This window comes from Pseudonocardia sp. DxW (assembly GCF_058448985.1).
Window position 1 is genome coordinate 1 of sequence record NZ_JBZFLK010000027.1, and the last position, 17,687, is coordinate 17,687.

The 17,687-nt window shown below is 73.7% G+C and carries 19 protein-coding genes and 2 pseudogenes; 12 read left to right on the forward strand and 9 right to left on the reverse strand.

What is annotated here, in order from left to right:
* Positions 1 to 107: 107 nt before the first annotated feature.
* Positions 108 to 698, reverse strand: a pseudogene (locus ACVJO7_RS29350) (transposase family protein); the annotation flags it as partial.
* Between the two features lie 188 nt (positions 699 to 886).
* Here ACVJO7_RS29350 and ACVJO7_RS29355 point away from each other — a divergent pair.
* Together ACVJO7_RS29355 and ACVJO7_RS29360 are read left to right on the forward strand one after the other, a co-directional pair.
* Entirely contained in the window at positions 887 to 1,030 is a 144-nt protein-coding gene (locus ACVJO7_RS29355; protein WP_491675614.1) for a hypothetical protein, read from the forward strand.
* 200 nt (positions 1,031 to 1,230) lie between these two features.
* Positions 1,231 to 1,926: pseudogene (locus ACVJO7_RS29360) on the forward strand (transposase family protein); the annotation flags it as partial.
* Here ACVJO7_RS29360 and ACVJO7_RS29365 read toward each other — a convergent pair.
* Both ACVJO7_RS29365 and ACVJO7_RS29370 read right to left on the reverse strand, forming a co-directional pair.
* On the reverse strand, positions 1,845 to 2,024 hold the full coding sequence (locus tag ACVJO7_RS29365; RefSeq protein WP_491675661.1) for a hypothetical protein: 180 nt from the start codon (positions 2,022 to 2,024) through the stop codon (positions 1,845 to 1,847). The pseudogene ACVJO7_RS29360 and the gene ACVJO7_RS29365 sit on opposite strands and share 82 nt — an antisense overlap.
* Positions 2,025 to 2,147: 123 nt before the next feature.
* Entirely contained in the window at positions 2,148 to 2,303 is a 156-nt protein-coding gene (locus tag ACVJO7_RS29370) for a hypothetical protein (RefSeq protein WP_491675615.1), read from the reverse strand.
* A gap of 308 nt (positions 2,304 to 2,611) precedes the next feature.
* Here ACVJO7_RS29370 and ACVJO7_RS29375 point away from each other — a divergent pair, with 308 nt between their 5' ends.
* The gene (locus ACVJO7_RS29375; RefSeq protein ID WP_491675616.1) at positions 2,612 to 3,373 is read left to right on the forward strand and encodes a hypothetical protein; all 762 of its coding nucleotides are present in this window, start codon (positions 2,612 to 2,614) and stop codon (positions 3,371 to 3,373) included.
* A complete protein-coding gene (locus tag ACVJO7_RS29380) occupies positions 3,366 to 4,307 on the forward strand; it encodes a hypothetical protein (protein WP_491675617.1) in 942 nt (313 codons plus the stop codon). Before ACVJO7_RS29375 ends, ACVJO7_RS29380 begins: the two co-directional genes overlap by 8 nt.
* Before the next feature lie 13 nt (positions 4,308 to 4,320).
* On the opposite strand, the gene ACVJO7_RS29385 is transcribed toward ACVJO7_RS29380, so the two are convergent.
* The 4 genes from ACVJO7_RS29385 to ACVJO7_RS29400 all read right to left on the reverse strand — a co-directional run bounded on the left by ACVJO7_RS29385 (position 4,321) and on the right by ACVJO7_RS29400 (position 6,693).
* Positions 4,321 to 4,404 carry a hypothetical protein gene (locus ACVJO7_RS29385; RefSeq protein WP_491675662.1) on the reverse strand — a complete coding sequence of 28 codons (84 nt, stop codon included), beginning with the start codon at positions 4,402 to 4,404 and terminating at the stop codon, positions 4,321 to 4,323.
* On the reverse strand, positions 4,371 to 5,021 hold the full coding sequence (locus tag ACVJO7_RS29390; protein WP_491675618.1) for a sugar transferase: 651 nt from the start codon (positions 5,019 to 5,021) through the stop codon (positions 4,371 to 4,373). The genes ACVJO7_RS29385 and ACVJO7_RS29390 overlap by 34 nt, the downstream gene beginning before the upstream one ends.
* On the reverse strand, positions 5,006 to 5,785 hold the full coding sequence (locus ACVJO7_RS29395; RefSeq protein ID WP_491675619.1) for a nucleoside-diphosphate sugar epimerase/dehydratase: 780 nt from the start codon (positions 5,783 to 5,785) through the stop codon (positions 5,006 to 5,008). The genes ACVJO7_RS29390 and ACVJO7_RS29395 overlap by 16 nt, the downstream gene beginning before the upstream one ends.
* A 233-nt stretch (positions 5,786 to 6,018) precedes the next feature.
* Positions 6,019 to 6,693 carry a YceI family protein gene (locus ACVJO7_RS29400; RefSeq protein ID WP_491675620.1) on the reverse strand — a complete coding sequence of 225 codons (675 nt, stop codon included), beginning with the start codon at positions 6,691 to 6,693 and terminating at the stop codon, positions 6,019 to 6,021.
* Positions 6,694 to 6,880: 187 nt separating this feature from the next.
* Here ACVJO7_RS29400 and rfbC point away from each other — a divergent pair, with 187 nt between their 5' ends.
* Positions 6,881 to 7,447: a dTDP-4-dehydrorhamnose 3,5-epimerase gene (rfbC, locus tag ACVJO7_RS29405; RefSeq protein WP_491675621.1), complete on the forward strand. Its 567-nt coding sequence runs from the start codon at positions 6,881 to 6,883 to the stop codon at positions 7,445 to 7,447.
* Positions 7,447 to 8,730 carry an NAD(P)H-dependent oxidoreductase gene (locus tag ACVJO7_RS29410; protein WP_491675622.1) on the forward strand — a complete coding sequence of 428 codons (1,284 nt, stop codon included), beginning with the start codon at positions 7,447 to 7,449 and terminating at the stop codon, positions 8,728 to 8,730. Before rfbC ends, ACVJO7_RS29410 begins: the two co-directional genes overlap by 1 nt.
* An 18-nt stretch (positions 8,731 to 8,748) precedes the next feature.
* Here ACVJO7_RS29410 and ACVJO7_RS29415 read toward each other — a convergent pair whose 3' ends face one another.
* A complete protein-coding gene (locus ACVJO7_RS29415) occupies positions 8,749 to 10,254 on the reverse strand; it encodes an oligosaccharide flippase family protein (RefSeq protein WP_491675623.1) in 1,506 nt (501 codons plus the stop codon).
* Positions 10,251 to 11,264, reverse strand: coding sequence for a glycosyltransferase (locus ACVJO7_RS29420; protein WP_491675624.1), 1,014 nt, complete (start codon positions 11,262 to 11,264; stop codon positions 10,251 to 10,253). The genes ACVJO7_RS29415 and ACVJO7_RS29420 overlap by 4 nt, the downstream gene beginning before the upstream one ends.
* A gap of 183 nt (positions 11,265 to 11,447) precedes the next feature.
* Between ACVJO7_RS29420 and ACVJO7_RS29425 the strand changes: the two genes are divergently transcribed.
* The 6 genes from ACVJO7_RS29425 to ACVJO7_RS29450 are packed head-to-tail and all read left to right on the forward strand — an operon-like array spanning position 11,448 to position 17,683.
* On the forward strand, positions 11,448 to 12,191 hold the full coding sequence (locus ACVJO7_RS29425) for an SAM-dependent methyltransferase (RefSeq protein WP_491675625.1): 744 nt from the start codon (positions 11,448 to 11,450) through the stop codon (positions 12,189 to 12,191).
* Positions 12,191 to 12,319 carry a hypothetical protein gene (locus tag ACVJO7_RS29430; RefSeq protein WP_491675626.1) on the forward strand — a complete coding sequence of 43 codons (129 nt, stop codon included), beginning with the start codon at positions 12,191 to 12,193 and terminating at the stop codon, positions 12,317 to 12,319. Before ACVJO7_RS29425 ends, ACVJO7_RS29430 begins: the two co-directional genes overlap by 1 nt.
* Positions 12,316 to 13,461, forward strand: a complete 1,146-nt coding sequence (locus ACVJO7_RS29435; RefSeq protein WP_491675627.1) for a glycosyltransferase family 4 protein — start codon at positions 12,316 to 12,318, stop codon at positions 13,459 to 13,461. The genes ACVJO7_RS29430 and ACVJO7_RS29435 overlap by 4 nt, the downstream gene beginning before the upstream one ends.
* Positions 13,458 to 14,723 (forward strand): O-antigen ligase family protein, encoded by a 1,266-nt coding sequence (locus ACVJO7_RS29440; RefSeq protein WP_491675628.1) that lies wholly within the window; start codon positions 13,458 to 13,460, stop codon positions 14,721 to 14,723. Before ACVJO7_RS29435 ends, ACVJO7_RS29440 begins: the two co-directional genes overlap by 4 nt.
* Positions 14,720 to 16,711, forward strand: coding sequence for a glycosyltransferase family 4 protein (locus ACVJO7_RS29445; protein WP_491675629.1), 1,992 nt, complete (start codon positions 14,720 to 14,722; stop codon positions 16,709 to 16,711). The genes ACVJO7_RS29440 and ACVJO7_RS29445 overlap by 4 nt, the downstream gene beginning before the upstream one ends.
* A 33-nt stretch (positions 16,712 to 16,744) precedes the next feature.
* Positions 16,745 to 17,683, forward strand: a complete 939-nt coding sequence (locus ACVJO7_RS29450) for a YveK family protein (RefSeq protein ID WP_491675630.1) — start codon at positions 16,745 to 16,747, stop codon at positions 17,681 to 17,683.
* Positions 17,684 to 17,687: the final 4 nt, after the last annotated feature.

Sequence of the window (17,687 nt, forward strand, 5' to 3'; positions counted from 1 at the left end):
TGTCCGCCGTCCCGGCTGCTGTGTCATGATCCCGCCCGGGCCAACGACACGTCAGGTCGTCCACCGACCGACACCACAGCCCGTCCCCGGACACCCGGGTCCTTGCGTCGACGCCGCTGCGGGACCGCGACCGTCGGGCCGGCGCCCTGATAGGCGGTATCAGCCGCCGCCGAGATCTCGTGCTCGGCCAGCGCGTCGATGATGCCGTGCTCGCGAGCGGCTCCCATATCGTGCCGTGCCCCGGGAAGCGGCGGGGAGATCCACACCAACCGCCCGACAGGGTCGGCGATGACCTGCACATTCAGCCCGTGGGCCTTGTGCTTGCCGGAGTAGAACGCGCGGTCGTACCCCGATGCCATACCGACTCGGTCGATGCGCAGCAGGGTGCCGTCGAGGATCACGAACGCCTTCCCGCGTGCGAGGTCGATCGCTTGCTCGAGTGTCGGGGCCATGGCGGCGAGCAGGTCGAGGGCCTCCCGGATGTAGCGGTAGACCGTCGAGGTGCCGATCTCGAACCCGCAGGCCAGGTCGGCGTAGGTCTCGCCCTTACGCAGGTAGGCGACTACGAGCAGGGCCTGGCGGCCGGCGGGCAACTTACGCCAGCGGGTTCGGCGCTCGTCGCGGTGTGATCGAAGCGCGTCGGCGAGCACGCCGAGGGCGCGGCTGGACACGGTCATCCCGGACGGGTAGGACAACACTTCGAAGCTCCTGGTTGGACGGACTGATCTAGGCAATCGCCCGTCTACCAAGAGCTTCACCCATTCGAGGTCACGCCACGCCGCACCCGCTCTGACCTGCCCGTCCAGCAGGTTGGCAAAGGCCCAGTGCGCAGTCGATCTACACGTGGCGCCGCCAGGACCGGATTGACAAGGGCCTGCAACCGGGTTTGACCAGCGTCGAGAAGGCCGAGCTGACGGCGGCGAACCGGCGGATCGCCGAGCTGGAGACCGAGTTGGCGATTCACCGCCGGGCCTCGGAGCTGCTGGGGAAGGTGGTGCCCCCAAAAGGCGGTACGCAGCGATCGCGGTGATGGCCGGCGAGGGCCTGCCGGTGCAGATGGCCACCCGAGTGCTCGGGGTGGCCAAGTCCGGCTACTACGAGGCACTGAACGCTTCCCAACCTGGTGATCATGAGGTTGGTCGGCCTGCGGCGTGGTGTCGCTGAAGTGGGTGAAGCTCCTGGTAGATGGGTGATTGCCTAGATCAACCCGTCTCAACCAGGAGCTTCAGGGTGCTTGTCTACCCGTCGTCGATGCCCGTGTCCAACCGCGCCGTGCAGACCCTCGCCGACGCGCTACGCCACCGCCGAACCGTGATGCGGAGCCGATGGCGCCGACTCTCACCGGGTGAGCAGGCGTTGCTGGTGCTGGCGCACCTGAACAAGGGCGAGACCTACACCGCCCTGGCCACCGGATTCGGGGTCGGCACCACGACGGTGTTCCGCTACGTCCGCGAAGGCGTCGACGTCCTCGCCGCGCTCGCACCGGCCCTGGACCAGGCCCTCGACGTGGCCCGCCGCAAGGCGTTCGTGATCCTCGACGGCACGCTGCTCGCGATCGACCGGGTCGGTATGGGATCGGGATATGACCGAGCGTTCTACTCCGGCAAACACAAGCGCCACGGCGTGAACGTGCAGGTCATCGCCGACCCCGCCGGCAGGCTGATCTGGGCCTCACCAGCCCTTCCGGGCGCCCGCCACGACATGGGCGCCGCCCGCGAACACGGAATCATCGACGCCCTGAACACGGCAGGCATCTCGACGGTCGCCGACACCGCCTACCAGGGTGGCGGTCCATCCATCCAGGTTCCGCAGCGCCGTCGCCGGCTCGACTCCGACACCGGCCGCTACCGGCGGCTGTCGCGGGCACAGAAGCAGGTCAACGTCGCGCACGCACGCCAGCGCGGTCCCGGAGAACGGGCCAACGCCCAGCCAGCGACCCCTCGGATGTCGTTGCGCGCCATGAGCATCGCGACCGCGTTGTGCCCGACGGCGATGCCCCGACCGAGGGTGAGCTCAGCGTGCACCCGCCGCGCGCCGTAGGTGCCGTTCGACGCCTGGTGAACCTCGCGGATCTGGTCGACCAGCCAGGCGTGACGGATCGCCCGGGCCGACGGCCCACGAGTCAGTGAACGCTTTCCACCTTGATTTCAGCTGGTCTGGATCAAGACCATCACGGCCTGGACCAGCGTGGTCGCTCGCTGCGGGCAACTGCGGATCTTGCGGAGGACCTTCCAGCTCATGAGCTGGATCGACGCCTGGAAGCAGTGAGCGACGACGGTCGCCGGCGTGCGCTGCCGCTGCACATCATCAGAACTGTGGTGGCCCGGAGACCACGCCCGGTGTTCGACTTGGTGACCGGGTAGCGGGAACCGAGGGGGCGCGGGTGCGGGTACCGGTGCTGCGTCTTGTGCTCCTGGCCGCGGTCGCGTTCGTCATCGGGTGCGGCGACGCGAGCACACCGCAGCCGCCGCTGCCACCCGTCGTCCCCTCGGCGGCGGGGGACGAGCAGGTCGGACCGTCCCCGGGCGCTCCGACGGCGGAGCGTCCGCGGCCGTGGGCCGAACCGGTGCCCGGGTCACCTCCGGCGGAGCCAGTACCCGGGTCGCCGCCCGTGGGAGGGCTGTCTGAGCCGCCACCCGGGTCGCCGGTCGAGCGGGGAGCGGATCCGCCCGAACCCGGAGATCCGGCGCCCGGCAACGGCCGGGCGGAGCCGGAGCGCCCGGACGGCCCGGACAGCCCGGACGGGCTCGCCTCCGGACCCCCGGAGCAGGAACCGGCAGCAGGTGAACCTCCCTCGTCCGCCGGTGCGGAACCGTCGGCGGGCACGCTGGCCGCCCCCGCCCTGACCTCGCCGCTCGCTCCCGAGTCGAGCGGGCTCAGCGGGCCGAGCTTCACGCCGTTCGGCCCGATCCTGGGTGCTCCGTTCACGCTCGGTGCGCCCGCCTACGACATCGGAGTCGTGCCGCTGGGCGCCTCCGGACGGACGACCCTCACCGTCGCCGGTTATCCCGACCACGAGATCGTGATCGTGCGGGTGGAGCTCACGGAGGACGACTCCGGCGAGCGTCCGCAGTTCACCGTCGCCGACGACGGCTGCTCCGGGCAGGCCCTGCCCGCCGGCGCGGAGTGCACGTTCGACGTCGTCTTCCGACCGGACCGGACCGGCCCCGCCGAAGCCGGTCTCCGCCTCGATCTCCTCCACGTCTGCACGGCCGAGACCTACTTCCCGTGCGAGCCGGAGCCCGAGACCGGGATCGAGACCGGCCGGAACTTCGAGCGGCAGACCTCCGGCGACCGGACGATCATCATGTGGACCGAGTCCGTCCGCAACGACGACGGCCCGTTCGGCCTGGTCGGGACCGGCGGTGGCTGACCGGGCCGGCCCCGAGCACCCGGCCCGCACCCGGCCGGTGGCGCCGGAGCCGGAGTCGCCCGGCTCGACCTTCCACGGCACGATGCAGGCGGTCGCGGCCGTGGTGGCACCGGCGAGCCTGCTCACCGCGCTGCTCTACTACTTCGGCTGGATCCGGTCCTACACGCTGTTCTCCTACTTCGGGGTCGACGTCGCGGTGCTCGGGTTCACCACCCAGGACTACCTCCTGCGCAGCGTCGAGCCGCTGTACGGGCCGATCGGGATCGGCCTGCTCGTCGCGCTCGGTGCGGTCGTCCTGCACGGTCACGTGCGGCAGGCCGTGCACCGCTCTGCGGACCGGCGGCTGCTCCGGGCCGGCCGGGTACTCGTCGCGATCGGTCTCGGTGGGCTGTTCGCGGGCATCGTCCACTCGGTGACCGGCGCGGCCGGCCGCGCACCGGTGTTCGCCACGCCGGCGCTGCTCGTCGTTGCCGTCGTGCTGACGGCCTACGGCCGGTGGATCGTCCGGCGCTGGCGGGAGCGGTGGGACGGTGCCGTCCCGGAGTCGGCCGCAGCCCGGACGGCGGTCGTCGCACTCACCGTCATGCTGCTCGTCGCGTCCTCGTTCTGGCTGGTCACCGAGTATGCCCGGGCGATCGGCCGCGGCCTCGCCGATCACTACGCGAGCCGGCTCGATCAGCGGCCGGGTGTCGTCGTGGTCAGTACCCGCAGGCTCCAGCTGACCGGCCCCGGTGTCTCGGAGGCGGTGATCGAGGCCGCCGAGCCGGACGGATTCACCTACCGCTACAGCGGCCTCCGGCTGCTGGTGTTCGCCGACCGGACGTACTACCTGCTCCCCGGTGGGTGGACGCCGGGCGGAACGGCGCCGACGTTCCGGGTCCCGGCCGATCTCGCCGGTGCACGGTTCGAGTTCGTCGCCGGGAGCCCCGGTTGACGGGCACCGGGGCTCAGTAGGCGCCCCTGCTGCGCAGCACCGCGCCGAACGTCTTCCACAGGATCAGCAGGTCCAGCGCCACCGACCAGTTCTCCACATAGCGCAGATCGAGCCGGATCGACTCCTCCCAGGTGAGCGAGCTGCGCCCGCGCTGACCTGCCACAGGCCGGTCATCCCCGGCCGCACCAGCAGCCGGCGGCGGGCGTCGTCGGCGTATCCGGCGACCTCCCTGGGCAGTGGCGGCCGGGGGCCGACCAGGCTCATCGAGCCGTTGAGCACGTTGAGCAGCTGGGGCAGCTCGTCGAGGGAGTACTTGCGCAGCCACGCGCCGATCGGGGTGACCCGCGGGTCCTGCCGCATCTTGAACAGCGGGCCGGCGCCGTCGTTGCGCTGCGCCAGCTCGGCGAGCCGGGCCTCGGCGTCCGTCACCATCGACCGGAACTTGATCATCCGGAAGGTTCGGCCGCTCGTGCCGACCCGCTCCTGGGCGAAGAACACCGGTCCCCGGTCGTGCAGCTTCACCAGCACCGCGAGTGTCAGGAACACCGGGGCGACCAGGAGCAGCAGCAGGGCGGCCACGAGCTTGTCCGTGGTGTGCTTCACCGCCCGCGCGACACCGGAGAACCGCGGCTCGGACAGGCGCAGCAGGGGCAGGCCGTCCACCGGGGTGATGTGCATGCGCGGACCGGCGATCTCCATCAGGCCCGGATCCACGGCGAGCTCGGTCCGGCTGCCCTCCAGCTGCCAGGCGAGCCGGTGCAGCCGGGCCGGGCCCCAGCCCGGTGCGCGGCACACCGCGACGACGCCGTGGGTGCCGTCCGTCGCGAGCGACGGCACCGAGTCCAGATCGCCCAGCACGGGCACGTCCTCGATGCTCTGTGGCCGTCGCCGGTCGGGGTGCAGACCCCGGTCACGTTCCAGCCGAAGTACGGGTCCCGGCGGGTGCGCCGGATCAGGTCGCCGACCGCTTCCTCGGAGCCGACCGCGAGCACCGGCAGCAGCCCGCGCCCGCGTGCACGCTGGTGGTGCAGGCACTTGCGCAGCGCGAACCGGGTACCGAGCATCGCCAGGCCGGTGAGCGGCACCAGCAGGAACACCCATTCCCGCGACGACTGGACCAGCAGCGCCAGCCCGCCGAGGGCGAGCGCGACGTCGGCCAGCACCACCGCCCGTCCCAGCCGGACGAACTCGGCCGATCCCTGGCCCAGCACCCTGCCGTCCCAGACCCGCAGGATCGGCAGGGCGAGCGCGAGCAGCCCGGCCGCCAGCAGCCCGGTCCACAGCCGTGCCCGGTCGGCGGCCTCCTGGCCGGTGAGGCCGGCGAGCACACAGACCGTGACGACGACGGCGATCGTCGTCAGGTCGCCCACCGCGACCAGGCGGGAGAAGCGCCGTTGCCAGCGGGCGCCGGGCGCCTCGGGACGGGGGTGCCGGCGTTGCTCGGGGAGGGCGATTCGTATTCCGCGGGTGCCGGGCACGGTGGCCTCGGGCCCGCGGGATACGTCCGGGAAGGTGCTCACGAGTGGAAACGGCTCCTTCGGGGGATCGGGACCGGACGCCCTTCTCGTCGTTGGGACGTCGCTTGGCGTTACCCCGTCGGGTGATCGCCCGACAACGTTCCGTGCTCGCCCGCCTGCAGCGCCGGACCGGTCACGCTGCGCGACCGGCGGCCCGTTCGGTGGTCGGCGATGCCGGTGTTTCCGGGCGGGCCTCAGCCCGCGGGAGTCAGTGCGAGCAGGAACTCGACCTCACCGGTGTCGTCGACCGTCACGACGTCGCCGAAGGCGGGCGGCTCGATGCCGAAGTCGGTGAAGGTGATCGGGATCGCGCCGGAGGCGTTGACGGTGTCGCCGTCGCGCGCGGCGGTGAGCGGGAAAGTGACCTCGCGGGTCACGTCCTTCACGGTGAGCGTGCCGGTGGCGGTGACCTCGGCCGGGGTGCCGTCGGCGAACTCCGGGCCGAGATCCAGCGGACCGGTCAGGGTGAACACCGCCGTCGGGTACCGGCCGGTCTCCATGAGGTCGCCGAGGAAGTACTCGTCGCGGCGGCCGTCGTCGCTGGTCACGGTGCTCATGTCGACGGTGACCTCGCCGGAGGTGACCTCGGTCCCGGACAGCTCGACCGGGCCGGAGACCCCGGAGGTGCGGCCGACCGCCTCGACGCGCTGACCGAACAGCAGCTCACCGACGCGGTAGCCGGCCTCGGACCCCGGCCCGACGGTGTAGCTGCCCGCCAGCTCCCCGGCCGCGGCACCGGAGCCCGGGGTGATCGCGAGGGGGGCCGCCGCGTCCGGGGCGATCCAGCGGGCGTAGACGAACGGGACGGCGACGACCAGCAGCGCGAGCAGCACCCCGGCCCCGACGAGGTAACGGACCTTCCGGCTCATGATGCTCCTGCGGTGCGTTCTGTCCGGTTTCGGCCGACCGTAGCCGGGGCGCCGTGAGATCGGTGCGTGGTGCGGCCGGCGACGTTCCGTGTCGCGGCGACCACGCTGGGCCGACGGGCTGCGTTGCACCCGTCACCATGTGGAGGCCGGACGCAACCCCGGGACACCGATGGGCGACGCTGAAGGTATGGACATCCACCCGACCCCGCTCGCCGGATCGGCCCTGATCGACCTCAAGAAGCTCTCCGACGACCGCGGCTTCTTCGCCCGCGCCTTCTGCGAGCAGGAGTTCGTCGACGCCGGGCTGGACCCGACGATCAGCCAGTGCAACCTCTCGTACAACCACGAGGCGGGCACCCTGCGCGGCTTCCACTACCAGCTGGAGCCGAACGCGGAGGTCAAGGTCATCCGCTGCGTCCGCGGCGCGATCTACGACGTGATCGTCGACCTGCGGCCCGAGTCCGACACCTACCTGCAGTGGTTCGGGGCGGAGCTGTCCCAGGACAACTACCGGGCCATGTACGTGCCGCGGAACTTCGCGCACGCCTACCTGACCCTCACCCCGGACGCGACCACCATCTACCAGGTCTCCACCCCCTACACCCCGGGTGCGGAGCGCGGGCTGCGCTGGAACGACCCGGCGCTGGACGTGGACTGGCCGGTCGAGATCGCGCACATCTCGGACAAGGACGCGAACTGGCCGCTGCTGGCCGACAACGCCGACTTCCCGGCCGTGACGAGCGGGGCCCGCTGATGCTGATCCTGGACACCGCGCTCGCCAAGCGCGCCGCGGAGAACCGCCCGATCAAGGTCGGCCTGGTCGGCGCCGGGTTCATGGGCCGCGGCCTGGTCAACCAGATCGTCAACTCGACGCCCGGGATGGACGTCGTCGCGATCGCCAACCGGACCGTGCCGACCGCGGTGCGCGCCTACACCGAGGCCGGGCTCACCCCGGTCGAGGTGTCCACCACCGGCGAGGTCGAGGCCGCGATCGCCCAGGGCACCCCGGCCGTCCTCGGGGACGCGTTCGCGCTGCTCGCCGCCGAGAACATCGACGTGCTCGTCGACGTCACCGGTGCGGTCGAGTTCGCCGCCCGGGTCACCGTCGCCGCGATCGAGCGCGGCCTGCCCGTCGTCACCATGAACGCCGAGCTGGACGGCACCGTCGGACCGCTGCTCGCCGAGAAGGCGCGGCAAGCGGGCGTCGTGCTGACCGGGGCGGACGGCGACCAGCCGGGCGTGCAGGCGAACCTGCTGCGGTTCGTGAAGGGCATCGGCATCACGCCGCTGGTCGCGGGCAACATCAAGGGCCTGCAGGACGAGTACCGCAACCCGACCACGCAGCAGGGCTTCGCCGAGAAGTGGGGGCAGGACCCCTACATGGTCACCAGCTTCGCCGACGGCACCAAGGTGTCGTTCGAGCAGGCGATCGTGGCGAACGCGTTCGGCTTCACCGTCGGTGAGCGCGGGATGTACGGCCGTGACCACGCCGGCCACGTCGACGAGCTGACGAGCGTCTACGACGTCGAGGAGCTGCGCGAGCTGGGCGGCGTCGTCGACTACGTGGTCGGCGCGAAGCCCGGCCCCGGCATCTACGTGCTCGGCACCCACGACGACCCGAAGCAGCAGCACTACCTGAACCTGTACAAGCTCGGCGAGGGCCCGCTGTACAGCTTCTACACCCCGTACCACCTGTGCCACTTCGAGGTCCCGAACACCATCGTGCGGGCCGTCGACTTCGCCGACGCCGCGCTGACCCCGCCGGGGGCGCAGCGGGTCGACGTCGTCGCCACCGCCAAGCGGGACCTGAAGGCCGGGCACACCCTGGACGGGCTGGGCGGTTACGACAGCTACGGCGTCGCCGAGGCGTCGCCGGTGACCCGGTCGGAGAGGCTGCTGCCGATGGGGGTCGCCGAGGGCGGGGTGCTCACCCGGGACGTCGCGAAGGACGAGGTGCTCACCTACGACGACGTGACGCTGCCGCCGGGGCGGCTGATCGACGCGCTGCGGGAGGAGCAGGAGAAGCTGTTCTCCTGAGCCCGGCCCGGCCCCGCCTCAGCTCCGGGCGGCGGCGAACCGGCGCAGCGACCCGACCAGGTCGCGCGCCGTCGCCGGAGCGACCAGCGCCAGCACCCCGGCGAACAGGACCAGCACCAGCACGATCTCGCCGAGTACGGCGGCCAGGCCACCGACGAGCCCCAGCTCCGTCGACCGGACGACCTCGTGCTCGAGGTACCAGACGGTCCCGGCGGCGAACGCACCCGCGATCGTCGCCGGGACGAGGCGTCCCAGCAGCGCGACCGGGCTGCTGCGGATCGCCAGCCCGGCCATCACCAGGCCGGTCAGGCCGGTCAGCACGGCGGCACCGGAGATGGCGAGGCCGACGCCGAGCAGCCCGAACGGGATCAGCAGCCAGAGCAGCCCGACCGTCGAGACCAGCCCGACGACCGTCGTCGCGTGCAGCAGATGTGAGCGCCCGCTGCCCTTGACCGCCTCGTCGGCGACCGCGCCCAGGCCCTCCCCGAGCACGAACCCGGCCATCGCGGCCAGCGCGACGCCTGCCGGGCGCCACGGCTCCCCGAGTACCAGCGCGACGATCGGCTCACCGACCGCGACCATGATCGCGGCCAGCGCGACCGCCATCGTCCACACCGCGGCGAGCGCCCGCCCGAAGGCCGCACGGAACCGCTCCGGCTGGCCGGCCAGCCGGGCGAACGCCGGCAGCAGCACGTAGCCACCGATCTCGACGACGGCCGTGCCGGGCAGCATCGCCAGCCGGCGTCCGTAGCGGAACCAGCCGACCGCCGCCTCGTCGAGCCGGCGCCCCACCAGCACGGTCTCGATCACCTCGCGCAACCGCCAGGCCGTCCCGTTCAGCACCAGCGGCATGGAGAACCGGGCCAGCTCCCGCCACAAGCGCACCGACGCCCGGCCGCGGCGCGGCCGCCAGCCGCACAGCGTCCAGGTGAGCACGATCCACACCACGTGCGCCGCGTAGTTCGCGATCACCAGGCTCCACACGCCCATGCCGGCGAGGGCGCACCCGATCGCGGTCCCGGTGTTGGTCAGGGCCATGCCCGGGTTGACGATCAACCGGCGCCGGAAGTCGAACCGCCGTTGCATCAGCGCGTCCGGGACCACGGTCAGCGCGTGCAGCAGGGTCACACCGGACACCGCCGCCGCGACCACACCGGCCGACGGCATGCCGAACACCGTCCCGATCAACGGGGCCGAGGCCAGCGCACCCAGCGAGAGCAGCAGCCCGGTACCGAGCGACGCCCAGAAGACCGTGTTCGCGGTGGCCTCGAGATCGTCCTCGCCGCGGTCGCGCTGGACGAGGGCGACCGCGAGCCCGTCGGCCGAGGTCGACACCAGGAATCCGGTGAGCACCGTGCCGATCGCGTACAGGCCGATCTCGGCGGGGGTGAGCAGCCGGGCGAGCGCCACGATCTGCACCATGGCGACGATCTGCAGCACGACGAACGTCGCCGTGGAGATCAGGGCTCCGTTGCGCAGCGTCCGGCCGAGCGAGCCGACCTCGGAGCGGTCGTCGGTCGTCACGGTGCGTTCGTCGGATCCGGAATCCTGGTGGGCGGGGACGCGATGCCGTGCCGCCGCCGGTAGGTGCCGCGCATCCGCTGCGGCGCCACGGCGAGCCCGCCGCCGATGGCGAGGGTGCGCAGGTCCCGGCGGTAGCGCAGGGCCCGCCGGACCTGCGAGCGAGCCTCCGGGACGTCGCCCTCGAGCAGGGCGATCCGGGCCTCCACGACGGCCCGGCGGTGCCGGCTCCGCCGCAGCTCGCGGTGCAGGGCGGCCGTCACGTCGTCGCGGCCTGCCTCCTCGGCGACGCGGACCAGCAGCTTCTCGCGCTGTGCCTCGACCCGCAGCACCGCCTCGGCGCCCCGGGAGACCGAGACGTCGGCCTGCTCGTACTCGGCGAGCCGGTCGGGGAGGGTGACGATCGCGCCGCCGGCGGCCGCGATCCGGACGAACACCAGGAGGTCACCGACGGTGGCGAACTCGTCGTCGATCCGGCCGTGCGCCTCCCACGTCTCGCGGCGGACCGCCGCCGTGTAGTAGGGGCAGGGCTCCTCGATCAGCTCGGGCAGCGTGAGCACCCGGCGCTCGTCGGGAACCCGGGCGCCCGCGTTCTCCCGGTAGGAGCGGGGCAGCCGCTCCCCGGTGGTGGCCGAGAAGAACCAGGCGTCGCAGGTCACGGCGTCGACCTCGGGGCGGGCGTCGAGCACCCCGCCGAGCCGCTCGCAGAAGCCGGGAAGCACCCGGTCGTCGCTGTTGAGCAGGGTGAGGACGCGGCCCCGGGCGTGGTCGGAGGCGGTATTCATGCCGCCGGCGAGCCCGCGGTTGGGCTGGCGGACCAGGCGGACCCGCGGATCGCGGTCGGCGTAGCCACGGACGATCCGGGCCATCTCGTCGGACATGCCGTTGTCGACGACGACGAGCTCCCAGTCCGGGTCGGTCTGCGCCCGCACGGAGTCGATCATCCCGGAGACCCGGTCCTCGGTGCGGTAGGCGGTGGACAGGAAACTGAAACGTGGCTCGGTTACCGGCATGACCTCTCCTCCTGCGGCCCGTGCGACAGCTACTCGCAGGACACCGGTCGAATCGTTACAGAGCGGGCACTGCTCCGGACCCGGCGTGGCGGTCGCCGCACGAACGGCCGATCGACGTAACGGAGGGTGCTGAACGACCGAACTCAGCTCACGACGTCGACGATCAACCGACTGGAGCGACGGATGGCGAGCAGGGTTCCCCTACCGGTACGCAGGGTCGCCAAGGCGGGGGTGGTGGTGATCGCCCCGGTGGCCCGGGGTGCGGTCCGGGCCGCGGTCCGCCGCAGGCCCGAGCTGGGCCCCAGGGTCGCCGACTGGGGCTGGCTGTGGCAGCCGGGTTGGAGCCGCTCCCACCACGAGGAGTTCTACGGCGCCGCCGAGGACCCGTACGGGTTCGAGCGGAAGGACTACGAGCGGGAGAAGTACGCCGCGCTGCTCGAGGCGTGCGGCGACGGCCCGTTCGACAACGCGCTGGAGGTCGGGGCCGCGGAGGGGGCCTTCACCGACCAGCTCGCCCCGCGCTGCCGGCGCCTCGTCGCCGCCGACATCTCCGAGGTGGCGGTGCAGCGGGTGCGCCGCCGCTTCGCCGACCGACCCGAGGTCGTGCCGGACCGGCGCACGCTCCCGCTGGACTTCCCGGAGGGGACCTTCGACCTGATCGTCTGCTCCGACGTGATCTACCTGTGGGAGGCGGGCACGGTCGAGATCGGGCTCCGCACGATGATCGACCGGCTGCGCCCCGGCGGCCGGCTGGTGCTGCTGCACTACCTCGGGCGGTTCAACCAGCCGGTGCACGCCGACCAGGTGCACGATCTGGCGCTGCGGCTGGGGGCCGACGCCGGGCTCGGCCATCCGGTGGCCCGGGTCCTCGAGAAGCTCGGACCGCACGAGGCCGGGTTCCGGATCGACGTGCTGACGCGGCCCTGATGCTCGCCTCCGACGCGCGTCCGGAGAGGACGCCCGACCGGCCGCGCGGGCCACGGCACGCCGGGCGCCGCGCGATCGCGCCGATCGCGGCCGCCGCGCTGCCCGGCGACTACCGGGACGCGATGTGACCACGGGACCCCGGGTGGCGTTCGTGCTCACCCAGCGTCGGGGTGGCCCGGTCGAGGTGTGCCTGGCGCTGGCCGCGGAGCTGCACGCGACCGGTGCGGCGCAGATCCGGGTGTTCGGGCCGCTCCCGTACCGGCTCCCGGCCGCACTCGGGGCGCCGGGCGAGGTCTTCGTCGAGGCCGCCGTCGACTCGAAGATCGACGTCGCGGCGGGCCGGCGGCTGCTGGCCCGGCTGCGGGCGTGGGGCCCGGACGTCGTGCACGGCCAGGACCGGCGGGCCGGTCTGGTGGTCGCGGCCCTGCGTGGCCGGCCGGGCGGCGGCGGTCCCTCGCTGGTGCACACCTACCACGGGGTGCCCGAGGATGTCACCGAGGCGTGGTTCCGCCGCGGTCCGGGTGCACCGGCCCCCTCCCGCTACACGCTGGCGACGCTGGCCGCCGATGCGGTCGTCGCCCGACTGATCGACCGCACCGTCGTCCCGGCCGAGCCGATGCGCCGGTTCCTGCGCGGCCGGCTGCGGGTGCCGGACGGCCGGCTCGTGCACATCGACAACGGATTGCCGACCGCACCGCCCGGCCCGCCGCCCGGCGGCCCGGTCCGGCACCTCATGGCCGCCGGGATCCTGCTGCCCCGCAAAGGTTTCAGCGATCTGCTGGAGGTGCTCGCGCGGCCCGGCGTGTTCCCGGCGGACGCGACGCTGACCATCGTCGGCGACGGGCCCGAGCGGGCGGCGCTGGCCGGACGGGCTGCCCGTCCCGATCTCGCCGGCCGGGTGCGGATGCTCGGGTTCCGGACCGACGTCCCGGCACTTCTGCGGACCGCGGACGCCGTCGTCGTGCCCTCCAGGATGGAGCAGCAGCCGCTGGTGGTGATCGAGGCGATGGCCGCGGGCCGGCCCGTGCTCGCCACCGACACCGGGGACACGGCCACGATGCTCGACGCGCCGCGGCTGCCGCGACCGGGCGACCTCGATGCGCTCGCCGAGGCGCTGCGCGAGCTGTTCGCCGATCCGGATCCCGCCCGGACCGGGCGGCGGCTCGCCGAGCGCGCCGCCCGGCGGTACTCCGCGGCGGCCGCCGCCCGGTCCCACCTGGAGCTGTACGACCGCCTGCTCGGACGGACGTCCTCGGCGGCGCGGGCATGACCCTGCTGTCCGCTCCACGGTCGGTGCCGCTGCTCGACGACGAGCGACGCACCGACGGTCCGGCCGCGCGTGCGCTGCAGGTGCTGGTCCTGCTGACCGTGGCGACCGCGTCGTTCGAGGGGTACCTGCTCGACGTCAGCACCGTCCTGACCAAGCTGCCCGCCGCGGCACTCGTGCTGACCTGGGGGTGCGTCCGGCTGGCCGCGCGTCGGATGCCGTCGTTCCTGCCGCTGCACCTGCCGGTCGCCGTGCTCGCCGTCGCCGTGCTCGCGTCGACGGCCGTGCACAACGGCGACACCTACGCGATGGAGTACGCGCAGCGCTGGCTGCCCTTCCTGCTGGCGCTGGTCGCGCTCGCCGACACCCTGCACCGCGAGGTGCCGGTGCGCGTCGTGGTCGCCGCATCCGTGCTCGGTGCGGCGGTGGCCGCCGGCGGGGCGCTCTGGAGCTTCCTGATCGACGGCGAACCGCGCGCGACCGGGCCGATGGAGGATCCCAACGACCTCGCCTACGTGCTGGTGGCGGCGGTCCCGTTGCTGCTCGCGATGATCCCGCCGCGCCGGCGGGCGGACGGCCGGGAGCGGGTGTCCCGGGCGGCGGCGGTGCTGGTCGGCGCGCTGCTCGTGCTGCTCGCCGTCGGTGCGGCCGTGACGGTGTCCCGTGGCGGGCTGATCGCGCTGGGCATCGCCGTCGGGTGGCTGGCCGTGCGGCGGGCGTTCTCGGCGCGGGTGCTGGTGGCCGGTGCCGTGGCGGTGGTGGTCGGCGCGCTCGGGGTGACCGCCGGTTTCTCCGAGGCGGTCTCCACGGCGCTGTTCCAGAAGACGCAGGTGGCGGGATCGAACATCGACGCGCGGGCGCTGCGCTGGGAGGTGGCGCTGTCGATGCTCCCCGAGCAGCCGCTGCTCGGGGTGGGGCCCGGGGGCTTCCGCAGCAACTACCTCGACGTGTCGCACAACGCGGAGCTGGCCGAACAGACACCGGTCGCCCACAACATGTACGTCGAGGTGGCCGCGGAGCTCGGACTGATCGGCGCCGTCGGTTTCCTCGGCATGATCGGGGCGGCGCTGTGGGCCTCGGAGCGCGCGGTCCGCGCCGCCCGCACCGGCCCCGACCGGCGGCTCGCGCTTGGCGTGCAGGGTTCGCTGCTGGCCGTCTGCGTGGCGTCGACGTTCCTGTCCGAGCAGTACTACATGCCGTTGTACGCGATGGTCGCCGCGGCCTGCGCGCTGGCCGCGCGGGCGGAGCACGGGGGGTCGGGATGAGCGGATTGCGGGTGCTGCACGTCATCAACGAGATGGGCACCGGCGGTGCCGAGCGGCTCGTCGCCGACATCGTGCGTGGCGGTGACCAGCGCGGCTGGGTCTCCGCGGTGCTCAGCTCGGGCGGGATCCGGGCCGACGAGCTGGCCGCCGACGGGTACCGGACGCTGACCATGCATCTCGCCCGCCGTTCGCCGCTGCCGCTGCTCCGGTCGGTGCGGGACGCCCGGCGGGCGCTGCGCCGGGCCCATCCCGACGTCGTCGTCGCGCACAACGTCCTGGTCAGCCTCGTGGTGTGGCTGGCGGGCCATCGGCTGCGGCACCGCCCGGTGCTGGTGACGGTGTTCCACGGCGTGGGTGCCGCCGACTACCGGCCCGCCGCCCGCCTGCTGCGCCGCACGTCGGACCTCGTCGTGGCGGTGTCCGAGGCGATCGGCGCCCGGCTGCGCGCGGCCGGTCTGCCCGCGACCCGGCTGACCGTGGTGCGCAACGCGGTCGCGCTGCCGGACGCCCCGCCCGACCGCGACGCTGCCAAGCGTGAGCTCGGCCTGATCCCCGGGGTCCCGGTCGTGCTGTGTGCGGCCCGGATGGTCGAGCAGAAGCGGCACGACCTCCTGCTCGAGGCGTGGAGCGAGATGCCCGACGACGCGGTGCTGCTGCTCGCCGGCGACGGCCCGCTGCGACCCCGCCTGGAGGACATCGCCGGGGGCAACCCGCAGATCTGCTTCCTCGGTCAGCGCGACGACATGCCGTTGCTGCTCGCCGCCGCCGACCTCACCGTCCTGACCAGCGACTGGGAGGGCCTGCCGATGGTCGTCCTGGAGTCGCTCGCGCTGGGCCGCCCGGTGGTCGCGACCGACGTCGACGGTCTGCGGGAGGTGATCGGCGAGGGTTCCGGCGGGGTGCTCGTGCCTCCCGGATCCCCGGGAGCCGTCGCCGCCGCATTGCGCGGCTTGCTGGCCGATCCGGTCCGCTGTGCCGCGCTGGCGGTGACCGGGCGGGCCCGCATCGAGCGCGAGTACGACCGCGAGACGATGCTGGACCGCTACGACGCGCTGCTGCGGGACGTGCGCCTGCGCGGCGCCGCGCGGCGCCCCGGCCTCGTCTGGGTCGCCTCCCGCGCCGTGGTCGCCGGTCTCGCCGTGTTCGCCGCCGTGCTGGCGGCCGTGCTGACCGCACCGGCGAGCTACCAGGCGTCGGTCTCGGTCGTCGCCCGGCCGCTCGCCGCCGGCCCGCAGCCGCCCGCCCCCGACCTGCAGAACCCCGTGCACACCGGGTACGGCGAGGTCGTGGCACTGGCCCTGCCGTCGCTGTCGGAGGTGGCGACCGGGCCGTCGCTGCTCGCCGACGTCGCCGCGACGGTCCCCGGTGCGCCGCCGCCGGACGAGCTGCGCGGCGCCGTGTCGGTGGATCTCGTCCCGGGCTCCGGGGTGGCCCGGATCGGTGTCCGGTCGCCCGACCCGGACCTGGCGGCCGAGCTGGCCGAGGCCGTCGCCGCCCGGGCGGCCGAGGCCGACCTGCTCGGCCGCGCCGGCTCCCTGCGGCTGCTGGACACCCGGGCGAACGTGGTGCCGGTCTCGCCCGATCCGCTCCTCGGGGGCGCGCTCGCCGCCCTCGCCGGCCTGGTGACGACGACGACCGTGTGGGCGTGGCTGCTGCCCCGGCGCCGGGCGGCCACGCACGCCCGGCTGCTGGCCGCGCTCGCTGAGGCCGGTCGTGACGGTGTCCCGGTCTTCGACGGCGCCGATCCGGTGCTCGTCGAGCGGATCCGGACGATCGCCGGGACGGACCCGCTCCGGGTGGTCGCGGCCGGTCCGGGCCTCGCGACCTCGGTGCACGTCCTGTCCGGCCGGCTGGACCGGCCGGGCCCGCCGGAGTGGACCGCGGTCCTCGCGGTGGCCGACCGGCGGCGGACCCGGACCGATGAGCTGATCGGGGCGATCGGCGCGCTGCCGCCGACCGCCCCGCTGTTGGGGGTGGTGCTGCTGTGAGCACCGGTACTGCGAGAGCGACGAGGTGAACCGATGACGACTCCGGCACCACGCTGGCCGCGGATCGCGCTGAGGGCAGTGGCCTGCGGGATGATCGCGGCACTGCTCGTCGGGGGCGTGCTCGCGGTGCTTCCCGGCAGCTACCAGGCCCGGATCGGCCTGCTGGCGCTTCCGGTGGGGCTCGACCCGCAGACCTCGCTGCAGGCCGCGGGGGTGTCCACCAGCTACGGCGAGGTGGTCTCGCTGGCGATGCCGTCCATCGCGGACGTGGTGACCTCGCCGAGCGTGCTGGACGCGGTCCGGGCCGAGGTGCCGGGTGCGCCCGACCCGGGTTCGCTCGCCGGCGCGGTGTCGGTCGAGGTGGTCCCGTCCTCGGGGGTGGCCCGGCTGTCCGTGACCACCGACGACCGGGAGACCGCGGCCCTCCTCGCCGAGTCGCTCGCCCGGCAGGTGATCGACGCGGACCTGCTGGCGCCCGCCGGGCGGCTGCGTGAGCTCGACGAGCAGGCGTCGGTCACCGCCACCGGGCCGGACCTGCTGACCGCGGCCGCCGCCGGGCTGGGCGCAGGCGTGCTCGTGGCGCTGCTGGTGGCGGCGTGGCTGCGACCGTTCCGGCCCCGGCTCGCGGTCTCCCCCGCCGTCTCGGAGATGTTGCTGGCGGCCGGTCGCGCTCCGGTCCCGGTGCTGGACGGGGCCGATCCGGCGCTCGGCGAGCGGGCCAGGATCATCGTCCGGGCCTCGGCCCGGCCGGTGCGGGCGGTTCCCGCCTCCGAGGGGGCGGCGGACGCGGCACGCGCCCTCGGCGCCGAGACCTCCCGCGAGCTCGTACCGGCCACCGGTCCGGCGCGCGAGCCGGGGGTGCTGCTGGTGGTGGAGCGGTCGATGATGCGCGCGAAGGCCGGCGGGGACGGTGCCACCGTCGTGCGGGCGCTGCCCGATTCCGAGCCGGTGCTCGCCGTCGTGCTGGTGTGACCGG

Excerpts from the sequence above, each read along its gene's own strand:
- ACVJO7_RS29400 (WP_491675620.1), bottom strand. The coding sequence starts at position 6,693 with ATGAGCCGGAAGGTCCGTTACCTCGTCGGGGCCGGGGTGCTGCTCGCG.
- rfbC (WP_491675621.1), top strand. The coding sequence starts at position 6,881 with ATGGACATCCACCCGACCCCGCTCGCCGGATCGGCCCTGATCGACCTC.
- ACVJO7_RS29410 (WP_491675622.1), top strand. The coding sequence starts at position 7,447 with ATGCTGATCCTGGACACCGCGCTCGCCAAGCGCGCCGCGGAGAACCGC.
- ACVJO7_RS29420 (WP_491675624.1), bottom strand. The coding sequence starts at position 11,264 with ATGCCGGTAACCGAGCCACGTTTCAGTTTCCTGTCCACCGCCTACCGC.
- ACVJO7_RS29425 (WP_491675625.1), top strand. The coding sequence starts at position 11,448 with ATGGCGAGCAGGGTTCCCCTACCGGTACGCAGGGTCGCCAAGGCGGGG.
- ACVJO7_RS29430 (WP_491675626.1), top strand. The coding sequence starts at position 12,191 with ATGCTCGCCTCCGACGCGCGTCCGGAGAGGACGCCCGACCGGCCGCGC.
- ACVJO7_RS29440 (WP_491675628.1), top strand. The coding sequence starts at position 13,458 with ATGACCCTGCTGTCCGCTCCACGGTCGGTGCCGCTGCTCGACGACGAG.
- ACVJO7_RS29445 (WP_491675629.1), top strand. The coding sequence starts at position 14,720 with ATGAGCGGATTGCGGGTGCTGCACGTCATCAACGAGATGGGCACCGGC.
- ACVJO7_RS29450 (WP_491675630.1), top strand. The coding sequence starts at position 16,745 with ATGACGACTCCGGCACCACGCTGGCCGCGGATCGCGCTGAGGGCAGTG.